Annotated in this window: 20 protein-coding genes and 2 pseudogenes; 5 read left to right on the top strand and 17 right to left on the bottom strand. The window is 33.9% G+C overall.

What is annotated here, in order from left to right:
- Positions 1 to 74: 74 nt before the first annotated feature.
- The 6 genes from BOD01S_RS08265 to BOD01S_RS08240 all read right to left on the bottom strand — a co-directional run bounded on the left by BOD01S_RS08265 (position 75) and on the right by BOD01S_RS08240 (position 9,172).
- Positions 75 to 2,303, bottom strand: coding sequence for a YcdB/YcdC domain-containing protein (locus BOD01S_RS08265; RefSeq protein WP_036157194.1), 2,229 nt, complete (start codon positions 2,301 to 2,303; stop codon positions 75 to 77).
- Between the two features lie 149 nt (positions 2,304 to 2,452).
- On the bottom strand, positions 2,453 to 3,292 hold the full coding sequence (locus BOD01S_RS08260) for a GIY-YIG nuclease family protein (RefSeq protein ID WP_081978032.1): 840 nt from the start codon (positions 3,290 to 3,292) through the stop codon (positions 2,453 to 2,455).
- A gap of 111 nt (positions 3,293 to 3,403) precedes the next feature.
- Entirely contained in the window at positions 3,404 to 4,174 is a 771-nt protein-coding gene (locus tag BOD01S_RS08255) for a hypothetical protein (protein WP_036157198.1), read from the bottom strand.
- Positions 4,164 to 5,018, bottom strand: coding sequence for a hypothetical protein (locus tag BOD01S_RS08250; protein WP_036157200.1), 855 nt, complete (start codon positions 5,016 to 5,018; stop codon positions 4,164 to 4,166). The genes BOD01S_RS08255 and BOD01S_RS08250 overlap by 11 nt, the downstream gene beginning before the upstream one ends.
- Position 5,019: 1 nt before the next feature.
- On the bottom strand, positions 5,020 to 6,981 hold the full coding sequence (locus BOD01S_RS08245) for a hypothetical protein (protein ID WP_244887293.1): 1,962 nt from the start codon (positions 6,979 to 6,981) through the stop codon (positions 5,020 to 5,022).
- Positions 6,982 to 7,480: 499 nt separating this feature from the next.
- Complete coding sequence (locus BOD01S_RS08240) at positions 7,481 to 9,172, bottom strand: methyl-accepting chemotaxis protein (protein WP_036157202.1); 1,692 nt, start codon at positions 9,170 to 9,172, stop codon at positions 7,481 to 7,483.
- Positions 9,173 to 10,023: 851 nt separating this feature from the next.
- Here BOD01S_RS08240 and BOD01S_RS08235 point away from each other — a divergent pair.
- The gene (locus BOD01S_RS08235) at positions 10,024 to 11,223 is read left to right on the top strand and encodes a TerD family protein (protein ID WP_036157203.1); all 1,200 of its coding nucleotides are present in this window, start codon (positions 10,024 to 10,026) and stop codon (positions 11,221 to 11,223) included.
- Positions 11,224 to 11,322: 99 nt separating this feature from the next.
- Here BOD01S_RS08235 and BOD01S_RS08230 read toward each other — a convergent pair whose 3' ends face one another.
- From BOD01S_RS08230 to BOD01S_RS08220, 3 genes are all read right to left on the bottom strand, one after another.
- Complete coding sequence (locus tag BOD01S_RS08230; RefSeq protein WP_269845634.1) at positions 11,323 to 11,610, bottom strand: SAVED domain-containing protein; 288 nt, start codon at positions 11,608 to 11,610, stop codon at positions 11,323 to 11,325.
- A gap of 391 nt (positions 11,611 to 12,001) precedes the next feature.
- Positions 12,002 to 13,309: a hypothetical protein gene (locus tag BOD01S_RS08225; RefSeq protein WP_036157207.1), complete on the bottom strand. Its 1,308-nt coding sequence runs from the start codon at positions 13,307 to 13,309 to the stop codon at positions 12,002 to 12,004.
- A gap of 11 nt (positions 13,310 to 13,320) precedes the next feature.
- Positions 13,321 to 13,878, bottom strand: a complete 558-nt coding sequence (locus BOD01S_RS08220) for a hypothetical protein (RefSeq protein ID WP_036157209.1) — start codon at positions 13,876 to 13,878, stop codon at positions 13,321 to 13,323.
- Positions 13,879 to 14,097: 219 nt separating this feature from the next.
- Between BOD01S_RS08220 and BOD01S_RS22905 the strand changes: the two genes are divergently transcribed.
- Entirely contained in the window at positions 14,098 to 14,253 is a 156-nt protein-coding gene (locus BOD01S_RS22905; RefSeq protein ID WP_156117057.1) for a hypothetical protein, read from the top strand.
- A 282-nt stretch (positions 14,254 to 14,535) separates the two neighbouring features.
- Here BOD01S_RS22905 and BOD01S_RS22525 read toward each other — a convergent pair whose 3' ends face one another.
- Positions 14,536 to 14,781, bottom strand: a complete 246-nt coding sequence (locus BOD01S_RS22525) for an HNH endonuclease (protein WP_081978033.1) — start codon at positions 14,779 to 14,781, stop codon at positions 14,536 to 14,538.
- 28 nt (positions 14,782 to 14,809) lie between these two features.
- On the bottom strand, positions 14,810 to 15,040 hold the full coding sequence (locus BOD01S_RS22520; RefSeq protein WP_036157212.1) for a hypothetical protein: 231 nt from the start codon (positions 15,038 to 15,040) through the stop codon (positions 14,810 to 14,812).
- A 325-nt stretch (positions 15,041 to 15,365) separates the two neighbouring features.
- On the opposite strand from BOD01S_RS22520, the pseudogene BOD01S_RS22515 reads away from it, so the two are divergent.
- Together BOD01S_RS22515 and BOD01S_RS22510 are read left to right on the top strand one after the other, a co-directional pair.
- A pseudogene (locus BOD01S_RS22515) lies at positions 15,366 to 15,604 on the top strand (ATP-binding protein); the annotation flags it as partial.
- A 162-nt stretch (positions 15,605 to 15,766) separates the two neighbouring features.
- Complete coding sequence (locus BOD01S_RS22510; RefSeq protein WP_036157214.1) at positions 15,767 to 16,102, top strand: tyrosine-type recombinase/integrase; 336 nt, start codon at positions 15,767 to 15,769, stop codon at positions 16,100 to 16,102.
- Positions 16,103 to 16,629: 527 nt separating this feature from the next.
- On the opposite strand, the gene BOD01S_RS08210 is transcribed toward BOD01S_RS22510, so the two are convergent.
- Positions 16,630 to 17,361, bottom strand: a complete 732-nt coding sequence (locus BOD01S_RS08210; protein ID WP_052124947.1) for a hypothetical protein — start codon at positions 17,359 to 17,361, stop codon at positions 16,630 to 16,632.
- Between the two features lie 209 nt (positions 17,362 to 17,570).
- Positions 17,571 to 18,713, bottom strand: coding sequence for a hypothetical protein (locus BOD01S_RS08205; RefSeq protein WP_036157216.1), 1,143 nt, complete (start codon positions 18,711 to 18,713; stop codon positions 17,571 to 17,573).
- Positions 18,714 to 19,248: 535 nt separating this feature from the next.
- On the opposite strand from BOD01S_RS08205, the gene BOD01S_RS08200 reads away from it, so the two are divergent.
- Positions 19,249 to 20,292, top strand: coding sequence for a hypothetical protein (locus BOD01S_RS08200; RefSeq protein ID WP_036157218.1), 1,044 nt, complete (start codon positions 19,249 to 19,251; stop codon positions 20,290 to 20,292).
- 705 nt (positions 20,293 to 20,997) lie between these two features.
- Here BOD01S_RS08200 and BOD01S_RS08195 read toward each other — a convergent pair.
- From BOD01S_RS08195 to BOD01S_RS08185, 4 genes and pseudogenes are all read right to left on the bottom strand, one after another.
- Entirely contained in the window at positions 20,998 to 21,258 is a 261-nt protein-coding gene (locus tag BOD01S_RS08195) for a hypothetical protein (protein ID WP_143815038.1), read from the bottom strand.
- 238 nt (positions 21,259 to 21,496) lie between these two features.
- Entirely contained in the window at positions 21,497 to 21,682 is a 186-nt protein-coding gene (locus BOD01S_RS23250) for a hypothetical protein (protein WP_036157222.1), read from the bottom strand.
- A gap of 669 nt (positions 21,683 to 22,351) precedes the next feature.
- A pseudogene (locus BOD01S_RS24020) lies at positions 22,352 to 22,474 on the bottom strand (GMP synthase (glutamine-hydrolyzing)); the annotation flags it as partial.
- 149 nt (positions 22,475 to 22,623) lie between these two features.
- Positions 22,624 to 23,439, bottom strand: a complete 816-nt coding sequence (locus BOD01S_RS08185; protein WP_052124948.1) for an HNH endonuclease — start codon at positions 23,437 to 23,439, stop codon at positions 22,624 to 22,626.
- Positions 23,440 to 23,455: the final 16 nt, after the last annotated feature.

The following is a 23,455-nucleotide window of genomic DNA, read 5'->3' as shown; positions in this document are numbered from 1 at the left end:
AAATTGGTGATTCTGTGCTTTTCCTATGCCTAAATTGTATCGATCATCGGGCCCTTTACCCGCCCATACACGTATTAATAGCTGTCAATCTGATATTCGTTCATTTTATAGGCTAAACGAATTATCACTTGTGCCAACTGTGCATACGTTACTTCACTTTTTGGCTTCAACTGGTTGTTTTCTGCTTCAAGTAATCCCATTCCATACGCTAATGCAACATAGCCGCGCAGGTTCTGATCTACTTGTCCAGCGTCACTATAATTCAACTCATATATATCGCTAAGTTGCGCTACGTTATGTAGCTTCAGCATGCCAACTACCCATTTTGCCAGTTCCTGATTTGAAAGGGAAGCAGTCGCATTAAATGTTTTCGTAGACGCATCAAGCATACCCATTTTTAATGCACGTGTGACAAATTGGTATGAAGGATGGTCAGGCGTAATATCGGTAAACGACTGACTCATCGTTTCATTCTCATTATATCTAGGGTCACTATACATGTATGTGACAGATTTCATTATCACTTTCAGCGCTTCCTCTTTTGTAACGGGCGCATCTGGGTTGAATGTTTCATCCCCCCCTAAAATACCTGCATGAATTAAATAATTTAATTCCTCTGCAGCTGTTGGATGCTCGATTGTCGGCTTATCTGAATTAGCCATATCATAGGGATTTATCCATTCCCCTGTTTTGGCATCAAGGACAGCATACGGGTCTTCCTTGAAAACCGGCTGATAGACAAGGCTGTAATGCTGCTCGTTTTCAACTTTTGGATGATTTATATATTGCAGCTTCAAATTCAGCTGATTTTTCAACAGCTTTGTTGCTTCTTGCTGTGTCAAAATGCCTGTTGCTGCCGGCCACTCTACATTCTCATATGAGTGCACATTTAAGCTTAATAAATTCCCTTTTTTCGCATCGACATTTACTGTGATTTGGTCTCCTGCCACCGTTAAACCATTCACTATACGCTGGAACGTAAAGTCGTAACTGTTATTATATTTCTCGTAAACGCCCTCATTTACCGGTAATGCATACTGATGTGCGTAGGAAGGCGCCAATTCTTTCACATAGGCAACCGCCTTTTCCAATGCCTGTTGTCGTGTTAATTCTGCTTCTGCATTGCTGCTATCCTCTTCTACTTCGAGGTTGTTTCTAATATCGCTATGATTAATAATTTCCCCTGTTTTTTTATCAATCGTTAATGTAGTACCTGAACCGCCATTTTTGTGGCGATACATATATTGAATGTTAAATACTGCCTTACCAGTCTCTGTTGTTGTTTCTTGAACAGACTCAATCTCCAATGTAACACCTTTTTTATCTGTTGCAAGCAGCTTCTGTGCTATCGCTTGTGCTTGGTCCGACGTTATGTTCTGCTGTTTTGCCGCTAATGGATCCGTCACAATCGGTGTAATCGGTTGATTTGGCAGCGTTGAAGATAGCCCGTCCGCCGTCAGCCATTCCCCCGTAAGCGCATGTACACCTGATGTAACCCAGCTGTTCGGTTGATAAACAAGCTTTACTGCATACTCCCCTGTTGTATAATCTGGTTCAATCCTGTACGACAACTGGGCTTTCAAGGCATCTTGTACACGGCTGGCAACGTCTGATTCACTTTGTTTCTTGGAAAGATCATCATACGTAAAATTATTTTTCTCAAGATGTGTTTTATAATAGGATGTTACTGTCCCATCTCCTAATACACGTATGTGAATCGATTGATCTGAAACCGGTACACCGGACTTTTTCTTTGTATACATAAACGAGTATTGGACCGGCTGCGTTAAAAGAGAAGATGAATAATAATTGTGTTCATTTGGTAGAAGCTCATACTCTCCCGCTTTGTCGAATTTTTTGACAAACTCATCCGCTACTTTTTGCGCTTCTGCTTCTGAATATTTTGCCGGGAACAATACATCCTTTGTATTTACCGGCTGATACTGGAATTGCTCCAGCTCTAACGTTTCTCCAACGAATGTAAAGATTCCATATATATACCGATTATCAATGCTCTTTGAAAAATTAAGTTCATAACGCACCGTAGAATCGTTAGGACGCGAGTAGCCTGTCCCCATACTAAATTCTTTTTCCGTTACATTAGGAAACCCATTTGGGAACAGCTCCCGAAAACGCTTCATTAGATCATCTTTTGTTACCTTTGCATTCGTCTGCGCCACTTGAATCGGCAATGTCTCCATCCGCTCATTTCCTACCGGCCCTGCGCTTGCCATCGGTGCCAATAAGCCAACCGACAGCGCTGTAGCGGATAACAATACACCCGCCTTTTTAAAAGTACTCATTCTAGATCCCCCTGTCTCTTTTTCGTAAAACATCTGTTTACACTTCCATTATACGTAATTTGGAAATAAAAAGTTGCATATTTTCTAAAATTAACCATAAATTCAAAACGCTCCTGCAGGTTTGCAAGAGCGTTTCATATGATGCTTTATTAAACTAAATCTTTCAAAGTCTTGCCAAGTCTATCTTTCCACTCCGTCAACCCATTCGCACTTCTCCCCATCACAATTTCAGCAGCTAATGAGGGACTGGAGAACAAGAGATCTTCTATTACTACATATTCACCATTTAAGATTTGCACTTTCTGCGTGTGAATTAAATCATTTCTTTTGGCTGTTAAACGTTCTGAAAATGAGTTAACAACGCTGCTTGCAATTTTAGAACCTTGCAAGACTACAAATCCTTCCTGTGTTTGAACCCCTTTAGCATCCGCCCCACGAGCTCCTTTTATATATAAAAGTTCCTCGGCATTCGTTTCTGACGTATCTTTAATGTCTACGAATAATTTATGCCCTAACATATTAACCAGCATCTCAAGATTACTAATGAATTCATCCATTTCCGCCCGATCGGATTCTGCTATAGAAGGCATAGGCGGGATATTTCCATTCACAACATCATAACGATTGGCAGTCTTCGCTTTTTCGTACAATTTATTTTCTATGTATTTTATATGTGCTTTGTTTAAATTCTCATCTTTGCTAATAAATACGATCACTTCATTCCAAAAATCTTTTTCACGTAAATGACTTTGTAATCGTGTATAAACTTCCTCTGCTTCACCAATATAAACCGCTTCTTTATCCTCGTCATTTCGACCAAATAGCATATAAACACCTGTTGAATTCAAGTTTGGTCTATCATTACATTTCTTCACTTCTGTTCGAGGTATTCTGTAGGCTAAACCGGTCCAATTCGATAACTCACAAGTTAGTCTCCCACTCGGATCTCCATCGATTAAGAACATTTTAATTGTTTTTCCGAAAGTCATTTCAACCATCCCTTATAGAAAGTAGTATTAATATCATTATAACCAAAAATATCCACCCAATTATTAAAATATAATTAGGCGGATATTTAAATACTTTAGAGCTATTTATTTTCACAAAACAACTTTATTTTGCGATTCAATCCCCGAAACATCACAGTAATTTCCTAATGCTTTTAAAAACTCTTCCTCTAACGCTTCAATATCTAATAATGGACTCATTAATACCGGATAAGCTTTATTCAGCTCAAAAATAACACGCCGTCCGTACCGTTCATCTTTTCCTAAATCAGGGCGATCCGTTATTTTCCCTTTTAGCAGCTCACTGATTCCTAGATTATGAATGACAGTTAAGATCTTTACTAGAAATTCACCGTTTCTAAAAATCGAATACTTAATGATGTAGTTGTATATATCCAAATTATCTACAATCAGCTCATAATATTGCTCTTTAGAAAGGACCAGCTCTGTGGCATCCTCGATATATTCAACGGCTAAAATACATTTATAAATATAGTTTTCCCAGTCGAAGCCTTTGATGACGATATTGCTAAACTCGCGATAGCTTTCTAACACTTGAGGATATTTCTCCAAAATATAATCCCGCTTTTTCGTGATTAATAAGGAATGCCAGAATCGTTCATCCAGATGAATATCGCGATCTACCTTTACATATGAGCTGGCAATGGCCTGGAATGCCGCTAGAAAATCAGCTTTCTTTTGAATCTCAGAGCCTTTCCCCATATAAATTGGGAAATCCGGTGCTTCCTCAATTTCCATAGTTTCCTCTGAAAAAAACAGATCGTCTACTACCTCGCCATTTTTAAACGCTGTATAGAGCAGCTCATCCTTTTTATAACCTTCTTTTAAAAGTCTAATCTTCATGTACTGCTAACTCCTTTACAGCTTTTACGTATTTCTCGATGATTTGATGGGATATACGCCCGATCACTTCGTCAATATTATCCACATGTAACTCTTCTACTGCTTTACTAGTCATTAAGTTATATAGTTTAAAATCCAGTAAATCTTCCGGCTGCGTCATTTGTGAAAACTCTACTACATCGTCATCCTCATCAGCATAGTTACTAATAAAGCGTTCTAGGGCCATGCGCAAGCCTGTATATAAATAGGGATTCATAAATGCACTAGCCTTTGACATGGATTGGAATTGAATCTCTTCATCTTGGAAGTGGAGGATGATACATTCTGTCCCTAACTCAAATTTAATTGCTGAGCTTAAATTTGGGTTCAATCGTTTTTCGAATAGATCTAATGGATTTTTCATACCGCCCTCAAAGGTTACGATGTTCGAAAAGCCGATCATCGAAAACTTTGGAACAATGATCGAATGCTTTAACTCATCATAGAAACTATTTAATTCATCATTGTTGTCAAACCGAATTTCCGATTTTGCGACAATATGAATTTGAATGGACGTTCGATTTGATAATGACATCCGATTTTTCGCTATTTCTACTTGTAAACTATGCGGATCTAGCGGGAAGAATTTTGTATCCTTTGACTGAATGACTAATAAATACTGAGCGTCTCCACTGTTCAATAATGCTTCAACAAACGCTGAAGTAAGCTGCGGCATAATTTTAAAACGATATAGGTCTCCATCTTCTTCAAAGCTTACTTTTATCGTGAAATCACTTTCTTCGTACGCAAGAGTGGTCGATGAAAGAATGGGATAAGGGAAATTGGCATCTTTTTTATAAATCATGTTACACCTCTACGTAGTAAATAAATTTTAATGAGCGATTATATTTCGGTTTAAGGGCAAGCTGCAAATGAACAATACCATTTTTAATTGATACATTTTTAATGACATCTGATTCAATCACACATGGATTGCTAGTATTTTTATCGATGATATCGGAATAATTTTCCTTCATATTAAATTCACCGATATACTCTTTGCCCATTCCATCTATAATATTGAACTTCAGATTACATTTTTTTGCCTTCGCCACTTCTGGACTGCCCGTTAAATTTAATTGAATAAACTCTTGGTCATGTAACAAAAGACGTTCGACACGGTATGGATTAATTTTATATTCGTCCTTTTGGTCCTCAGCCGCGCTTTCATCCTCACCTTTATCCCGAGCCTTCCCTTTTCTTCGAATGCCGCTTTCTTTAGGCTTTCCTGCGCCATCATTTTCACGTTTTTTTCGTTTCACTTTTGCAGGTGTAGTTTCAGCTTTATTATCTTCATCACTCGTTACAATATTTTTTCCGTTTTTGATTTTTACAGTGCCAAATGATTGCGATAAATTTTCTTTAAAATCAAGCTCCATCGTATAAAGCAGATCCGATGTATTGATTTTCCCATCTACCGGGTTATGGCTTCGCATCTCTTCATCAATGACTTTTACGATTTCTTTATTAAGATTGCTGATAAATTTCTTTGCAAGCTTTGTAAGTGCAGGATCTTTTAAATCATCACTTGATATTTTGGTATGTGACTCGTTTTCAAGCGATTTTAAATAACTGTCCTCATCAATTCCGCCTATTAACACCGCATTAAACGGCTTCGTTGCATTATTTTTCACTGTAAAATCTTCAATCTTCATACCAATCGTTCGAATGATGCCGACTCGTCCTTTTGGAATACGCTCATCGTAATTAAAATATAAATTGAATTGAAATACTGTATTTGCATGAGGGATTTCGATTAAACGAGGCTGCTGATTTTTATAGGTTTTCACATATAATGGTGTAAACACTTTTTTCATTGCCTCAATTTCCTGCACGTAATATTGACTGTCTGTCACAATCGCATCGATGGAATCAGCATCAATGACTAGATCATTTACATGGACGACTAACTTCTTCTCCATAATGGAAACAAAGAAGCTATCACATACCGAACGGATAACTTCATCTTCTCTGTAGAAGCTGTCTCTCAAAAACGGAATCACAATTTTTAAGCCGCGCGTCGTTTTCTCGAAAATTTTATCGTATTGATTTTCAAACGGCATAAATTTCGAGCCCTCTAATTTGGCAAAATATCCTGTTGAGCGGTAATAATGATCCCCCAATTTATGTTCAATAAGCTGGATCGTACCCCCTAGGTGCTGTTCCCCTTCTGCATCACAGTTGGCAAAGAACATCATATGTACATCAGACGCTGCGTTGGACGCTATTTTCCCTACCCCGTGTGAGCCCCCGCGTGACGCCTCAAAGGATTCATCCTTCTCTTCAAAATGGACGCCCTTGTTATACGCATAAATCCCCCATGTATGCTCTTTCGAATTACTCTGACCATACTTTGCGCCTGTTAATCCGCGCGTATTGCTATCCTCGAATGAAATATAACGAACTTCCTCTGACATCATAGAAGCCTTCATATGACTAATCGTCTCTTTCGTATAGCCATTCCGGCCTTCTAAACTATTGATACGTTGCACGATTGAGCCCATCCCTGGAATAGCTTGTCGATTTACTTTCCCTAATTGTATTTTCACTACAACCGGCTCATCTAATTCTGTCAGTCTTCCATCTAATGAATTTTGTATATTTTCACGTGTCAAACCTGCTACACCTAAACTATAAAAACGCTCTAAAATTTTATTAAAATTCGATTCCTCGATATTTGGTATCTTCGAAAATTGCCATTGATTATCTGCTGCGTTCAAACTGTGCACCTCATTCATCTCTATCATATAGGTAATAATTAACATCATTCACCATGATTATTTTACCACTTATTATCATTTCCAACTTCTCATTATAGAACGAATTAACTGATAGATAAATAACATAATACATTTTCCATATTATCCATTTAATTTCCATACAAGGATGCCGTATAAATTTTAGAATGTAAACGTTACGTAGGACAGCAGGCAAAAATGCATGAAACAAAACACATTTCAATTGCCTTTATTTTGCTAGCTAATTCTTAAGTCCATAGAAAAACACCTCCACGTTGATTAGTAGGGTTTCAATACCCATTTTCAACGTAAGGTGTTTTTATTTTTCCCAGATCATACGTATTTTTTATAGTTGTTCCTAACAGGAATTAATTTAGGGAAAGGTAAAATGTCTAATTAGAATATAATTCCAAGATTATCTCTTTAAAACCATGTCCATTTTCTTTTATAAAAACCGGGGTCTTTAACAAACCCTAAATTAGTACTATTTCCCGCTACATTATAGAAGAAGCAGAAACCTCTTGCTTGATTAAACCCTAAATTGACTTACATGCTGTTGTAGATTCTCCGCCATTTCGGATAGTAAATTAGCTGACGCTGCTATTTCTTCCATGGAAGCTAACTGTTCTTCTGAAGCAGAGGCAACATTTTGCGAATGGCTGGCAGACAATTGCGTAATGCGGGCAATTTCCTCAACTGATGAATTCACCTGTTCCACACTGGCAGCCATTTCTTCGGATGCAGCTGATGCTTCCTGAGTTTGTGCTGTAATTTGTTCAATCAATTCCTGGATTTTATTGAACCCTTCTTCGGCTTTATGAACGACTACAATTCCCTCTTTCACTTCCATCGTTCCTTTGTCCATTACTTCTGCTGCCTGTATCGTATCACTTTGAATTCTTTTGATTAGTTCAGTAATCTGATCTGCAGACGCTTTAGACTGTTCAGCAAGTTTTCGTACTTCATCAGCTACTACCGCAAAGCCTTTACCATGCTCACCTGCACGAGCAGCCTCGATAGCAGCGTTAAGGGCAAGTAAATTCGTTTGATCAGCTATGGACGTAATTACGTCAATAATATTGCCAATTTCTTTTGAACTTTCTCCTAAACTCTCGACGACAGAAGCAGAATGATTTACAACTTCATCGATCGTATTCATTTGTTCGATAACCTTATGTAGAGACTTATTCCCATTGTTTGCTTCTTCATTTGTTTCATGTGCCAATCCAGCAACAGAGGAGGTTGTTTGTGCTACTTGCTGAATACCACTTGCCATTTCCTTCATGGCTAATGCACTCTCATTTGCTTTCAGATTTTGCGATTCCGCCCCACTCGCTACTTCCTGGATAGATGTTGCAATCTGATTAGTAGCCTGAGTTGTCTGTTCTACACTGGCTGTTAATTCTTCTGCTGAAGCAGCAACCTGAGATGAATTGAAGCCTACTTGTTCTATTAAATGACGAAGATTTTGCGCCATTTGGTTAAATGAATCTGCCAGGTCTCCCACTTCATCCCGACTCTTCACCTGTATTTCATCCACTGTGAGATCACCGTTAGAAATCTTATTAGCTACAGTTGAAGTGATGATAATCGGTCTTGAAATCAAGCGTCCCATCAAGACAGCAATCCCAATACCAATGAAAACAGCAATTATTCCTAATACTAGATTTTGGGCTATAGTAGCTTCCACATTTTGTGTATTTTCTTTCTGCCCATCTTCTAGTAAATCGTTTTGAAAGTCAGACAAATTTTGAATCTGCTCATCAAATCTTTTCATAATATCCCGGCCTTGTGTAGAGAACAAAGCAGTATATTCTTCAAATTTATTTTCCCTTTTCAGCTTAAATACTTGATCGCTAAATTGCTTATATTCCTTCTCGATTTCATCAAGTTCCTCCAATTTTTGGATAGCCTCTTGGATTTTAAATCGGCTTAATAAATCATCGTATTTCTTTTGATACTCTTCACGTGCTCTGTTATAGCCCTGTAATGATTGCTCATCGCCCAAGGTTAAGTAATCCTGCATGCTCACCATTTCTTGCTTTATTGCGACTTGTAAACCCTTAATATCAACCGCTTTTTTTGACTTGTCTAAAAGTAAATCACTATAGCTATCATTTACATTATTGATTTGATAGTAACTTAAACCAACTATCATAATCAAAATGAAAATGACGATTGAAAAGCCACAAAGCAGCTTTTTATTAATTGTCCATTTCATAAAATTCTCTCCTAACCCTTTTTTATATTTCTTTGTTTAGCTAATAACTGCGAAATAGTCAGTTAAAAAGTGCTTGAAAACACTATATTTTTTCTAAAATAATAGCTTTTTACCCATAGAATAAACTGGTTATATAGATAAATATTCTCATTAATCAGCATGGATCATTATAATTGATTAGGATAAATATATCAATATAGTTTACCCGAATTCCATACTTAAGTTCCACTTGATAAGTATGAGACTTAAACTTATAGATTTTTATATATATAACGACGATGCAGCAATTCAAATCACTCACAATTGTAATGGATAGTTCAAACAACAGACTATGGCTCCATACAAGCGTTCGAATCGTTTTGTGGGAAATGGAATTTGCTGCAGACTGCATGGTGAAGGATGGGACGAAGTAGTTGAAAGGGAAGGAGAATCCAGCTGGACTGGAACAATGGGTAATTCGTTTATTGGCATAAGGAAAGGCACCTCCCTTGAATGGTATGTTTATCTTACCGGGGGTGCCTGGCACGATGTATCGAATCGAAAAGCATTTCACATAGCTAGCCATTCTAAATATATGATCTGAATATTAGCCAATCTATGCATGTACTGATATACATACAAGTTCTAGCTACTAATGAACGATTAGGTTTTCATTAATTTGATATCCGCTTTTTATTACCTCTAGCTGTATTAGAGACGATTTTAAATATATATGTGACTTTTAAAAATGAAATATTCGCATACAATTTCATTTTTCATTCATACGTTCATAATATATTTTTAATTGTCCTACATTAAAACTCACCCTATAATAATAGGTAAATTATGTTTTTTAATGAGGGGGAGTCAGTTTGAAGCAATTTCTTCAGATGGGGCAAAATACGTCTTTACATGCAGCAAATGGACACATCGAAATTAGCTATGATATTTCGAATACAATTGACATTTCTTTAACGGCATTTTTACTAACTGCAGTAGATAAAGTACAGGGGGATGAGGGTATCATCTTTTACAATCAACCTTCACACGTTTCAGGTGTTGCCACTCTTTTACCCCATGAAACGGTAGGTCAAAGACAGGTTCATAAACTGCACTTTGATTTACATAAAATCCCTAAGGATATTACTAAAATTGCTGTCACACTAACTGAAGATCATCACACTGGCTTCGCTAATGTACAAAACTTGAAGGCGGAAATTCATGTTGGAGCAACAACTATTGAATTAGCACCTGTAAGTTTTACAAAAGAAAATGGTATTGTCGTTTTGGAACTATATTTGCGCAACAATGAAATGAAAGCTAAATCTATTTGGCGTGGCTTTAACTCTGGTCTTGAAGGCTTATGTAAAAACTTTGGCGTAGAGGTTGAAGCACAGCAAGAAGCGGCTACTACATCGGTCAGTACCCCACCAATAGAGGAGTCTAAAAAAGTAGTTGTGCCAAGCCTTGAGAAGGTAAAGGGCAACGTTAATTTAAGTAAAGGCCAAAAATCAGTCATCATTGAAAAAACGCCTGTTATTACTGCCACTGTATCATGGGAAACCGGCACGGACTATGATATTTATGCACTCGTTTACACAAAGAGCGGCAAACAAATCGATGTTGCTATGTTTGGTGCTTCCGGTACACCTCCCCTGCAAAGCTATGATAACGGCGCGGTTGAACATATGGGCGATATCGGAAGAACAAATCAAACGACAAAAACAGAAGTAATTAAGCTGAGATTAAATCCAAATATCGTTGCAGTAGTGCCTGTCGTTTACTCAGCACAATCAAACGGCACAGGATCATTCCATCGCTATAAAGTGTCAATGAGCATCGACAATCATAACGGAACATCGGTAACTATTCACGCTAACAATGCGAACAAAAATAACCGTATTTACACATGCGTACCCGGAATTTTGCATAACACCGATGAAGGCGTAATGATCAGCCCACTCGAGCTATACAGTAAGCCCGACTCTGAATTCCGACCAAAGCTAAAAATAGATAAAAATAACACTGTAGAAGTGTTAATGGACCAAGGACCGAAAAACGACTATAAATAAATTAGTCAGCCGCGCAATCGAATCAACTGCGCGGCTTGTTTTATTTGGTTTAGTGCCCGGCACGGTATGTTGACAAGCTACTTTACTTTTAAAATTTATTTATTGAATTGTTAAAGCATATTGAAAACCATTTTTCTTATGATTTTGATCAAAAACTTTTAAAGGTAAATCTGCTTTAGACATCCAAACTCTCCCCATCTCTACAATAATAGCTGCTGGAGCAGCAGGGAAAATATTAATCTCAATTTCTTGTCCATGCTTAAACTTAATTTCATTCAACAGTAAGCGAAATAGCATTCTAAACTCACTTAACTGCTTTTTAGATTTCAAAAAGTCTACTCCCGGTTCTTCAATTGTAAGTGTCCATATTGAAATATCTTCACCTATAACTTTTGTTATTTATGTGATTTGAAAAGTTTGCAGAGTATATGGGTTTTTAACTCTAAAAAAATGCCATTGAATGAAATCCAATGACATTTGATGAACCAGTGCAAAAGAAAAAACCCTTGATCTACAAGGGTTTTGACACTCTATGAAATCATTTGATTCCCTATGTATGGAGACGATGGGAGTCGAACCCGCGTCCAGAAACTCCAATACGCCAGCTTCTACGCGTGTAGTTTGTCTACTTGCGATTCATGCAGCATTATGCCGACACTTAGAACCACAAGGGATTACACGCTTTAAAGCCGCGCTCATTTCAACTATTTTATCCACTAGGAATTATTACATATTTACGAACTTGGTTCAAAGACCTATTAATTTAATATTACTCATTTTAAATTACTTTCTCAAGCTCTTCTCTTGCTTCTTTACTATCCTCTTCCGCTACCTCAATAAAACCATCTTTAAAATCATTATTTTCAAATGCTTTATCAAAGTGAGTTTGTACTCTATTTTCCATGTGACCTAAAGCTTTTATAACAGAAATAGGAACATTACTATTATTATGATTCGTATCATCTTCTAATTCTGCTACTTCTTTATTTTTTTGAATTAATTCTTCGAGTTCTTCTCTTGTCTGTAGCCACTCTTCAATACGAATTTTACTTTTTTCAATCGCTTCTTCTGTATCTGACTCATCGTCATCGTCATCGTCATCGTCGTCTAAATCTAGTTCTAACAAAGCACTATATGTATCAACCTCCTCTTTATCTATTGCCTTGGCATCATACTTATTACAATGCATTTGATACAATCCTAATAAAAATGTAATACCAGCTATAACTGTTACTGAGAAAGGGCTGTTATGCGAAACATTTTTCAAATCAATTTGCCTTTCATCGAATCCATCTTTTTTAATAAAATTCGAAGCTAAAATTTCAATCTGATTTTTTTCTGGATTATATATACCAACAATCGGTCTAATAGTACTTATTAAATATCTAGTAAATTTATTAGGTGATACAGAGGCTAACTCTTTATATTTTTTATCACCCATTTTTTTCTTTAAAGTACCTTCATCTTTTATATCTTTATCTATCTTTATAAAATCTTTAGCAGCTTTTGTTTCTGTTTCTATATTTTCTTTTAACTCCTCTAAAAGGGCTACTTTTTTAACTCTCAAATTCTCTCTATCTTTAGAATCTTCTACTAGGCTTAACGAGCGGTCTAATTCTTCGCTTAATAATGTAAACTCTAATATTAGCTTCTCTTTTTCAGTAAAAATTTCATTAAAAGTATCCTTTAAAATCGATTTATTTAACTTAACTTTGTATTGATTAAATAGTGTGTATAATGTTGAAAATGTGATAAAGACGTTATTAAACACAATTATTTTCTCATTTGGATATAAAGAATACGGCTTCCCTAAATGATAAAGTTTTTTAACGCCATTAACGGTATTTAATTTCAGTACTTTAATATTTTTATTTGCTTTATGAATATTAAAAGACTTATCTAAAATAATAATGTTCTCTGGATTTACACCGTTATTTAGCTTTTCTATTATCTCTTTTAAAAGCTCTTTTTTATAATAAGAATTATTAATTTTCTCAATAAAATCTGTTATTCTCCATGCTTTAACGTGCTTCTTTGTATTTTGACGCATTTTTACTACATATCTCTTTTGGGATTCCTTTTTCATATTTAAGTACCTCACTTCCTATTATCTTTTTGAATATCAATAGCTTCTTGCAATTTTTCATTTAGTTCTTCATTGAGCTCAATTAATTGTTTTTTCTGCTCTTTCAAAGAAACGTTCTTAGCTTTTAAATCTAAATAATTTTTTTCTAATATCCTAATTTCCTTTTTCAACTTTTCTATTTGTTTATTAGTATTTTTCTGTTGATTTTCGTTATAATCCTTCGATGCATAAATAGATATTAACGTAGCAGACAACCCAATTATTAATAATGAATTAGGGTTAAGTCCGACTATAAAATTATAGACATTATCATAGTATTTAGAATTTTCATCTAAAATTAAAAGAAAAAAAGAAATTATCGCCATTATTTGCAAAACAAATGTTATAGACTTTGAAATACCTCTTCTCCCCATAGATTTTATTGACCCTAAATTAATACATGATACCGTAAATAAAAAAGCACAAAAATTTAAACAAGCAATTATATAAGGATTTTTTATAGGAAATATATCTGTAGCCATAACTATGCCTAGACCAATTAAAATAAACGGTACTGTATATTTGTTCAAATTCTCTCCCTCCTCTTTGTTATACTGTTCTATTCTATAATCAGAATTTCTATGTAATTTTTATTTCCTCCTCCAATTAGTATAATCCTTCCGTTGACCTAATATTTCGACACTGAAATGTAAATATTTATTTTAAGTTAACAAACACCCTAGTTTCGGTACTCTAAATGGAGAGGGAGTTATTTCAAATAATAATATATATAATGGAGGAATGTTATTATGAAACTTTGGCAATTAGTAACTCTAAAAAAAACGGTATCTTTATTAAAAGGTATTGAAAGAAATATTGACGAAATCCAAAGTTTACTATACATAGCAAGGCGTGAACTAAATACTGTATCATTTGATGAAATCGTAGACTTTTCAAATGAATGAATGAAACAAAATTGTACATATTACATTCAAAAGGATTCACTAAAAGATTATTTAACTGAAAGGCATCTATATAACGAGTGGTATTTAGAATCATTACCAGCAGACTTTAACCTTAATAAAAAATAAAATTAATAGCTATATCTTTAGGTTGAGGAGTATGCCTCTCCTTATCCTTACCCTTTATTTAAAATAGATTTTAATTATTATATGGTGGAAAATTACTCCCCCATCTTTTTATGTAACGTAGCATGACAGTTCGGGCAAACAGGAACTAAATCTCTCTTAAAATTCACTTTGTATGTACCCCCTTCCGTGTAGAGGCACAACATAATGAACATGAATAAACCCTTTACCTGCCTCTCCGTAAACCTCTTCAAAGTTCATATTACAAACAACACAGTTTAGACCATGCTCTTCAATACATTTCTGTCTTGCAACAGAGCTACGTTCCTGTGATTGTGCGTCTATGCGCCTCTGCTCAAGCATAACTAACTTCTTTTGGAAAGACACCTTCTGAATAGTAATCATTAAAGTCGCTCTCCAAATAAGTTTCGAGTTACTCTCTTACTCTCATTGGATCTTGTGGAGCAGCTTTTAAACCATTCTCCTTTAAATCACGAAATGAAAGCTTCTCACTATCCACACGTTCAATTAACCTTAATCGAGCATATTTTCCAAATAATGAACCTTCGCATTCTTCTATGTTATACCAAAAGTTTTTATCATCTGTTATTTCATCAGACAAAATATCAATCTTTTCTACAATAGTTTTAAACATAACTTTCATATATGGCTTGGTAGCATATATATACGGTATCTCCTGTTTCATAATTCGCTTTTTGGCGCCAATCTATATATCCAAATTCACCGAAAGCTCCTACATGGTTATACATTTTGCCGTTAGCTAAAATCAACTACTTCAAATCAAATAAATACTCCATTTGTAGTATTATACCATTTCGTAGAAATGATAGGAAGGAACTATACGTTACGAATCTTAAAATATAAGTCACATTTTACAAATCAAAAGTTACTACCTAACTTAGTTTATGGAATAGAGTAGGAATGAATGGTACTTATTACTCTTACTCACCTTTATCGATGCATTAACAGCCAATATTTTCTTCCAGGTTGTTTCAAGGAGATATGAAAAAGGCGCTGTCATTATTACATCAAATAAGTCCTATCTAGAGTGGGGCAAACATTCGGTGATGATGTGCTGGCTACAGCGATTTTAGATCGCTTACTGCATCACTCGATTACATTTAATATTAAAGGTGATTCTTACCGGATGGAGGCGAAGAAAAAAGCGGGAATATTCCCGCTCCCTCCAGCTGCCGAATTGGAATAGTGAGGAATTTTATTCCGTTGATTTTGGGGATTATTAACACGATATTGACATTCATCAAGCAATTGGTACGGACGAATCGAATAAGCCTTATATTAAAGCTACGAAGAACTTTTTAGAAAGAACACTTGATATTGATAATGAAACTTTCCAAGCATTATTAAAATGGCAGGAGCATCAAGCAGAGCAATTAAAGTGGCAAATTTTGAGCCTCAAGGCGAAAAGCAGTTTATCTTCCCAAACAATAAAAATACCTTTTATAATAACTGCAAGCTAAATGCCTGGTTAAAAAGATTCCAAACTCACCATGGCTTAAAACTTGTTTCAGTTCACGGCTTACGTCATACTTGTGTTACTCGCCTCTATTATCAAACGAAGGATGTAAAATTCATTCAATACTTCTTAGGTCATACAGACATAACAACAACGATAGATACGTATATTCATTGCATTCCTGAATTAAGCAACCTATTAGTAAAGCAATTTAATCATACTGCATAAATGATCGTTAATTGAATATCAATTCGTGCCAAAGTACATTTGTATTTTGGTACTTGTTCTTTCTCTATCTTTAAGCAGGTATTCGCAATAAGTAAAGAAATACTTAAAACTAACCCCTTTTATTTATACATTAATCATAAAAAAAGCTTGGTAGAAACCTTATTAGATAAGGCTCTACCAAGCTTTTTACATTTTCATTAATTATTCCTGCTCAATCGTTGGAGGTAGCTTAGAAGTAATGTCATACAGTACGCTCACCAACCATTGATACATAAGGGTTTTATACTATTAATCAAAACAGAAAATTCCATTCAATTCATGTAATTTTTGTCCTCAATTATAGCAGGTGAACCCCTGTTTTACAACGTTATTATTTTGAATAATGAACATGTCGTTTCGTTCATAACCTAAATTCGTGTGAGTGCAACAGGTTACATGTTAGTAGATAGATACCCTTCCTCAATATCGGAAACCCAGCCCCTCCTAGTTCCTTCAAATACTAATGAAGTATGCATTGGAATTGCTAACTAAACAGAAATAAAATTATCATTAAGGAAATTACTGTATTTAGAAAAGTTTTGAATGTGCACTTCCGAAACTATATCATAATTAGCTTTCTTTTTACTTATAGTATTTAGCTCAGGTTTATAATGGTATATTAAGCTAGCCTCTACTTCTAATAATAACTTTTCAGCTCCTTTGAAGTTAGAAATAAACTCTAAAGGAAGATATTCTTCATCTGTACTTAATAACATAACGCTTGAAAAATAAATACTTTTTTTCAGTCCATCGTATTTTGGATGATGTAGCTTAAGAGCGACTGTATGTCCTCCCTTAAACCTATTATTTGTAGAAGAAGTTTTCCCAATATAAACAACCTTTTCACTTTCACCTTCGCCAACTGTAATTATATAAATAGGACAACAAGTAGTAGGAGGTTGAAAGGTTTCATTTTTTATAGCTCGGATGATTTCGTTATCCAAATGTAAGTTGATATAGTTTTCACTATATTCTATTTCCCAATTCCAAAATTCTTCTAGATATTCAATTACTCTCTCTATATAATTATTATTTTCTTCCCAAGATTGTTTCAAACTTTGAGCAGAAAGTTTAGAAGCTTCATGTAAGGGAAACCCATTTTCAATACCTAAAAAGAAACCCATATTAAAATCGACAGACAATTTATCAATCAATTCTATTCTTGGAATCGCACCTTTTTTAATAAAGTAATCTAATTGTCTAAAATTCGTTATATCCATATGTTCTCCTTATATGTTATCACATCAACTCTCTTTGATATGAGTTTATTGAGCATTGTGAACTTCATTTAATCATTCCATATAAAACACCAAACAGCGCTATACCAAGCTTTGCAATGTTCACTACTATATTATGCTTGGTTATGCAGTACCTAAAAAAAACTAAAAGTAATCGAAGTTCTTTTTCTAGTTTTTATCGCTAAAATCTACTATTTTTCACTAAATTTAAACCCTAAATCTTTCATCATCAAATCCAATAACATTTTATCATCCAACCCATTATATTTAATCATCAAGTCCATTATCATTTCATCATTAAATAATCTCAAAAAAACACTATTTACACGAGCAACTAATGGTAAATTTTCTGATATTAATTGTAAATCACTACTGCCTTTAGCATGAATTTGCAATGCATTTGTTTCTTTAAAAAGCCCTATAGGTAAGGGACTCTTAGCTCTCGGATTATGAAAAACTATTAATCCATCCGAAAGATGTTCGGGAGTGGCAGGAGACACTTTATTTAATTTGTATGGAAACACATCATCAGATATATCATGTCGAATACAAAATACTTTATTTAAAGAATATTTTCCTTTCGAAATAACTAGTGATGTTAATTTTCCTATTGTAAGCGTACAGGTAAATATAATTGCTGATATATCTTCAAATTCCTTATCACTAAAAATATTTAACTTTATTTTAGCATCAGTTCCAGGTTTCAAAATATGGTCTTTTTGCCCGTAACTTTGGGATTCAACATCAAAATATAAACCATATAATAAAGCCATTAGAGGATAAATAAACTCTACTCCATAATTTATTTGATCATAAGAAGCTAAAGCGAGAGTGAATGAAGCCTCTTTATTTATCCAATCTTTTGTGGAATATTCATTTTTATATTTCATGGTTTTTGAACGAATTGCATTAGAATACCTAACAATAGATTCATCAATTATTTGATTAAAATTGGGGTTTAAATGTAATGCTTCTAATCCTATAAAGGTGTCCATGAAAGTCCTTTCTTCCTCTTTTAAACCTTTTTCTTTAATATTTGCAACCACAGCTTCAACATAAAACTCAAAGGGTAATTTAACTATAAAATCAGGCACTTGTTTTGAATAATCTAAGGTAAATTTAGCCTCTTTAAAAACTGTGTGTAGATATAATTCCCAAAAAGAAGAATGAAAAGTCGTTTGAAATTCATATGCAAATTTATTATCTTTATCTATAAACCCTTTTGACCATTCTTGAATTATTTCCTTCTCTTCAATCAAACTATCTTTTAGCATTTTAAATTTATAATGTAGTTTCTCATCATTGATTTTTTTTTCTACTTCAAATAAGTTCATCTTATTCCCCTTTGAGTTTTTTCCCAAAATGGTTACTCGTATCGTTATTTAACTCATTCCCATGTGTGTACTTGGACACCCTTCTTTATACTTGCCATCAACTTGGAATCGGAAAACACCCTCCCCTATAGCTCAGTATATTTCTTGTTAACTCCATAAGCCTTCTCTATAGGTACTTCTCACCATTCTTCATCAGCTTCTTTTCCACCACATTAGCAATATCGATTCCTGTCTCACAGGAATATTGTTTTGTCTAAACACACTTAACAAATATACATAACTTTGGTCAAATTTGATGTCTGTTATAATAATACTATACACCATTTTAATCCATCTATTTCACTTATAGAAATACAAAAAAGAGTGCAAGTTTATTCAAATAACTCACACTCTAAACTAATATTTGATTTTCAGTAAAAGATTGATTTTATTTAAGAAATTTGAATAGATAATTAGATGATTTAATTACATGAATATCAAAATATTTACTAATTAATTCCTATGGTATAATACCTACAAACAAGGAGGGATAAATATGAGCAATCAAAGAAAATTAATTATGAGAGGCTTTCTATTTGAAGACTTCTTGAAAAAGTTATTCGATTATTATAATATTCACAATATAAAAAACATTGATGATTTAAAATTTACAGATTATTTTGATTTTATTTTGGAAAATAAATATTTAGTTGAAGTGAAAATTTCCTCGAAGGAAAGATACCCCCTTTCTAGTCTTAAAATGGCAATAAGTAAAATGAAAAGTAATAAATCCCAATATATCAATACCACAGGGGGAAATCCGACATTATTATTAATTGTTGGGAATAGCATAGATTTTGATAAAATTTCTAAAGAGGTAGAATCAGAAGACATAAAAATTTTAGACCTTTCTAACATTCTGTATCTCGTCAGAAACAATAATGTCTTAAGAGAAGAGTTAGTTTCAATATTAGATTTTTCCACTCATGACATTCTTCCTAAAAAAACTGAGATTGAATTATTTGATAGAGTTCCAAAAAATATTATAGGAAGTAATAATGTTAGAGATTATAAGAATAAATTAAGCTCATGGGTGACGACGGATACTACTTTTTCAGATTATGAAAATTTATGTATTGGTGTATTAAAAACTTTGTTTAATGATGACTTAACATTATGGAAATTACAACAAAAATCAAATGAAGATTTATTCAGATTTGATCTAATTTGTAAAATCAAATCTGGGGAACCTGATGGTTTTTGGAAAATTGTAAGTGATTATTTCAAAACAAAATATGTGATTTTTGAATTTAAAAATTATTCTAAGAAAATAACCCAGAAAGAAATATATACAACTGAAAAATATTTATATGCTAAAGCACTCAGGTCAGTTGCAATAATTATTTCACCTTTTGGCGAAGATGAGAATTCTAAAAAAGCTATCAAAGGTACTTTGAGAGAAAATGGAAAACTCATTTTAAGTCTGACAAACAGTGATTTAGTAAAAATGCTCGAAGTTATTGAGAATAATGGAGATACCTTACCTTCGGATTATTTAAATGAAATGTTAGATGATCTATTAATTAATCTAGAAAAATAAATTATATTTATGATAGATAGTTTTATAGACGTGTATTTCGTAATGGAAATGTGAGTCATATCGCAACAGAAATACTAGACCATTCTGGTAGATAAGATTATCGAGACAGCAAGTTTACTGGTAGGCTTTACACGGATTCTTTGCGGGCATAATTCACGTTTAAAAGACATCGTAAAAATGTTACTTAACATACATTTTACTATGAATAAATCATACATACTTGAGAACATCAAAATTAATAATTCAATTCAAACCGTATAGAGAAAATTCAAAAATCATGCTATAATTTGGTATGAAATGATTATAAATAAGACTGTTTAGTGGTGGTACACCAAGCAATCTTAGCAAGAAGCAGCATCGATTCAAAGGCGATTAGCGAATAAAAAGTAAAAAAATAAACCACTACTCAGCTTTTGGGGCGAGGGCGGTTTATTTTTTTTTGTAAAAGCAAATGACAATGCAATTACAGATACGATAAGTGTTGAAAAACGTATAGCTATCATCATTGCTTCGCCCTTATCAACAGTTTACACCTCACGATTCTACAGTACTAATTGTCCGAACGAGTAATACACATGTAAATTGAAGAGGGAAAGTATTTAATCATAAAAAAGCTTACCGATCTTATATGACCAATAAGCATGAGATGAATTCAGATGGATAAATTTGTTTTTAAAGTTAATTCTCGATTCATCTGAGAGCCATTTAGTCAATGATCTCAAATTGCATCGTTTCAAAATCTAGCTCCATTGGAATGTAATTTGATACGATTATCATTAATGGGAATGCTAGCGTCACTGTATAAGCATATACGTGTATAAATTGTAGCGGATCAACCTGTGCATATGTTACCATGGCCCAATGAGCGAGCACATACGGAACATAGAAAATGATAAAAAAGTAAGCTAGGCATCTGGCGGTTTGTTGCATACTCGAATAAAAGCGTGATGCAATATATAATAACATGTCTCTTGTTTCTTCTTTCATAATACAATCGCCTCCATAATATCTAATGTTTGTTCTATTGTATTATAAAAATAGTGTACTGCGATATTCTCTAATACACCATAAGACATGTTTTTAATTGTTTAGAAAGTAACTTTATACTATAGCATAAACAGCAGCATACACCCTTTGTATTTATTCATGTATTAGATCTCCCCTACCCATTTTGAGCAAAAAAAAGAGATGCAATATGCTGCATCTACTCTATTTTTCGCCAATCAATAATCTCAATCATTGCATTTGAAAGCTGATTGTACAGGATTAACCAATTGCCAACGATATTTAATTGAATCAATATTTCACCGTTAATATTTTCTCGAAATACAAGAACAATAATAGAGAGTTCTTTATTTTCGGAACGCTCTAATACCCCAGCCTTCGCCATTTAGTCATTAAAATGGCATTCTACATATTATTTTTCATCTAGCTGAGCGTCAAGTAGCATTCGTATCGTCTGAGCCACATGCTTGTACAGCTTATATGAATTGAATTCGTCTTGTAATGCTACTGCTAAATCGTGCTTAATTTGCTGTGCTTGCAAAGAATCGCTCCTTTCATAGTGTGGTCGTATTATCATTCTACATGCTTTGAATCGCGATATTCAATTGGTAGGTAAATAAACTAAATTGTCGAATAAATTAAACGTTATCCAAGGGACAAATAGGAAAAGCGGTTTTTTAATCTTTTTTATTTTACCTACAAATGTTTGTTTTTTATAGTTAGAGAGTTGAAATAATTTAGGGGTCTCATCAGACATCGGATTTACGACGTTAAAGTTACCAAACGACGCTTTTGTAATTGGCAATTAAAATGCGAGCCATATCGCAACCGAAATTTTAGAACATTCTGGTGGACAAGATTATCGATATAGCAAGTTTACGGGTAGGCTTTACATGGAGCCACTGCGGGCATGATTCACGCTTAAATGGCGAAGCAACAAGGGTTTAACGCCAAAACAAGGGTATCATGCCAGCCACTCCAAATAAAACCAAGGTGTGCATCTGAAAAAGACACATAGGTTTAAGTAGCTCAGATAATAAATGACTCACTATCGCTATTGGGTTGCGATATAAAGTTTTACTTCGTTGACGATGCGTACAGAGTTTTTTTCCAACACATCCCAAGGAATATGTGCTCAGTCGGAAGTCATGCCGTCGATTGATGTTACTACACGGATGCATTCGTAAGTACGTTTAATTTATATGTTTATTTTTTAAAAGAAATAGATAATTAAGCTTAGCGTACTAATTATTATCTAATTCAGCGACATTCTTTACTTCAAGTAATGGTGTTAACTAATTATATAAAAAATTTGAATAATATCGTTTACCATTCTTCATAAACTTTTACTTGATAATATTTTAACAAGTCCTCAAATTCTATATCTAGACCATCTTTATATAGGTCATCTTTTTTTCTATTATAAAGGCTAATCAGAATATCCCTTTTTTCGTCAAATTCCCCGTGGTGCAACTTTTTATGACAAATAACACAAAGTGAAACCATATTACCTAAAACATCTAAGCTTGTATTAAAATCTTTATGATAAGCAAGTGGAATTAAATGATGTGCTTCTACATAATTCCTTTTGGTTCTATTTGAAATAAAAAATTTATGTTCCTGATCAACTTCACAATGATAATTTGATAGACTAATTACTCTATTAGGTAACAATGGATTTCTAGGATAACTCAAATTATTGCTTTCTTTTAACTCTTTCTTATTAACGCTTGACATTTCTTCACGCTGTTTATCGTTACCATATCGGAAATATTCTAATAAATCTTCGTAGTAATTGTCATAGAACTCATTGGATAGTTGATACATAAAATCTACCAATAAGTCCCCATTGTAATTTACCTCATCATTATTATTTAAAAAACCTTGAAAAAACTTAATTATTGATTTAACTTCTCTTTCCTCTAACGTATTTGATGTACTCTTATTTAGTATTTTTTGCGAACTATAATTTAAGGTGTTATTACCTAACCCTTCCTTACGCCATTGTTCTAATGAATATTTGATTTTTAATATTTTTAGTATACTCAAGCATTCCTCTAATTTCTTTCTATTAGTATCAAGGAATTTCTTCCTTTCTTTAGTCTGTATTAGTTTACTCGAAGCGAAATATACTTTATTCAAAATACCACGCCCATTC

It is taken from the genome of Lysinibacillus odysseyi 34hs-1 = NBRC 100172, assembly GCF_001591965.1.
GTDB lineage: Bacteria > Bacillota > Bacilli > Bacillales_A > Planococcaceae > Lysinibacillus_B > Lysinibacillus_B odysseyi.
The sequence above is the reverse complement of the archived record's forward strand: the minus strand, read 5'-3'. Positions and strand labels throughout refer to the sequence as shown.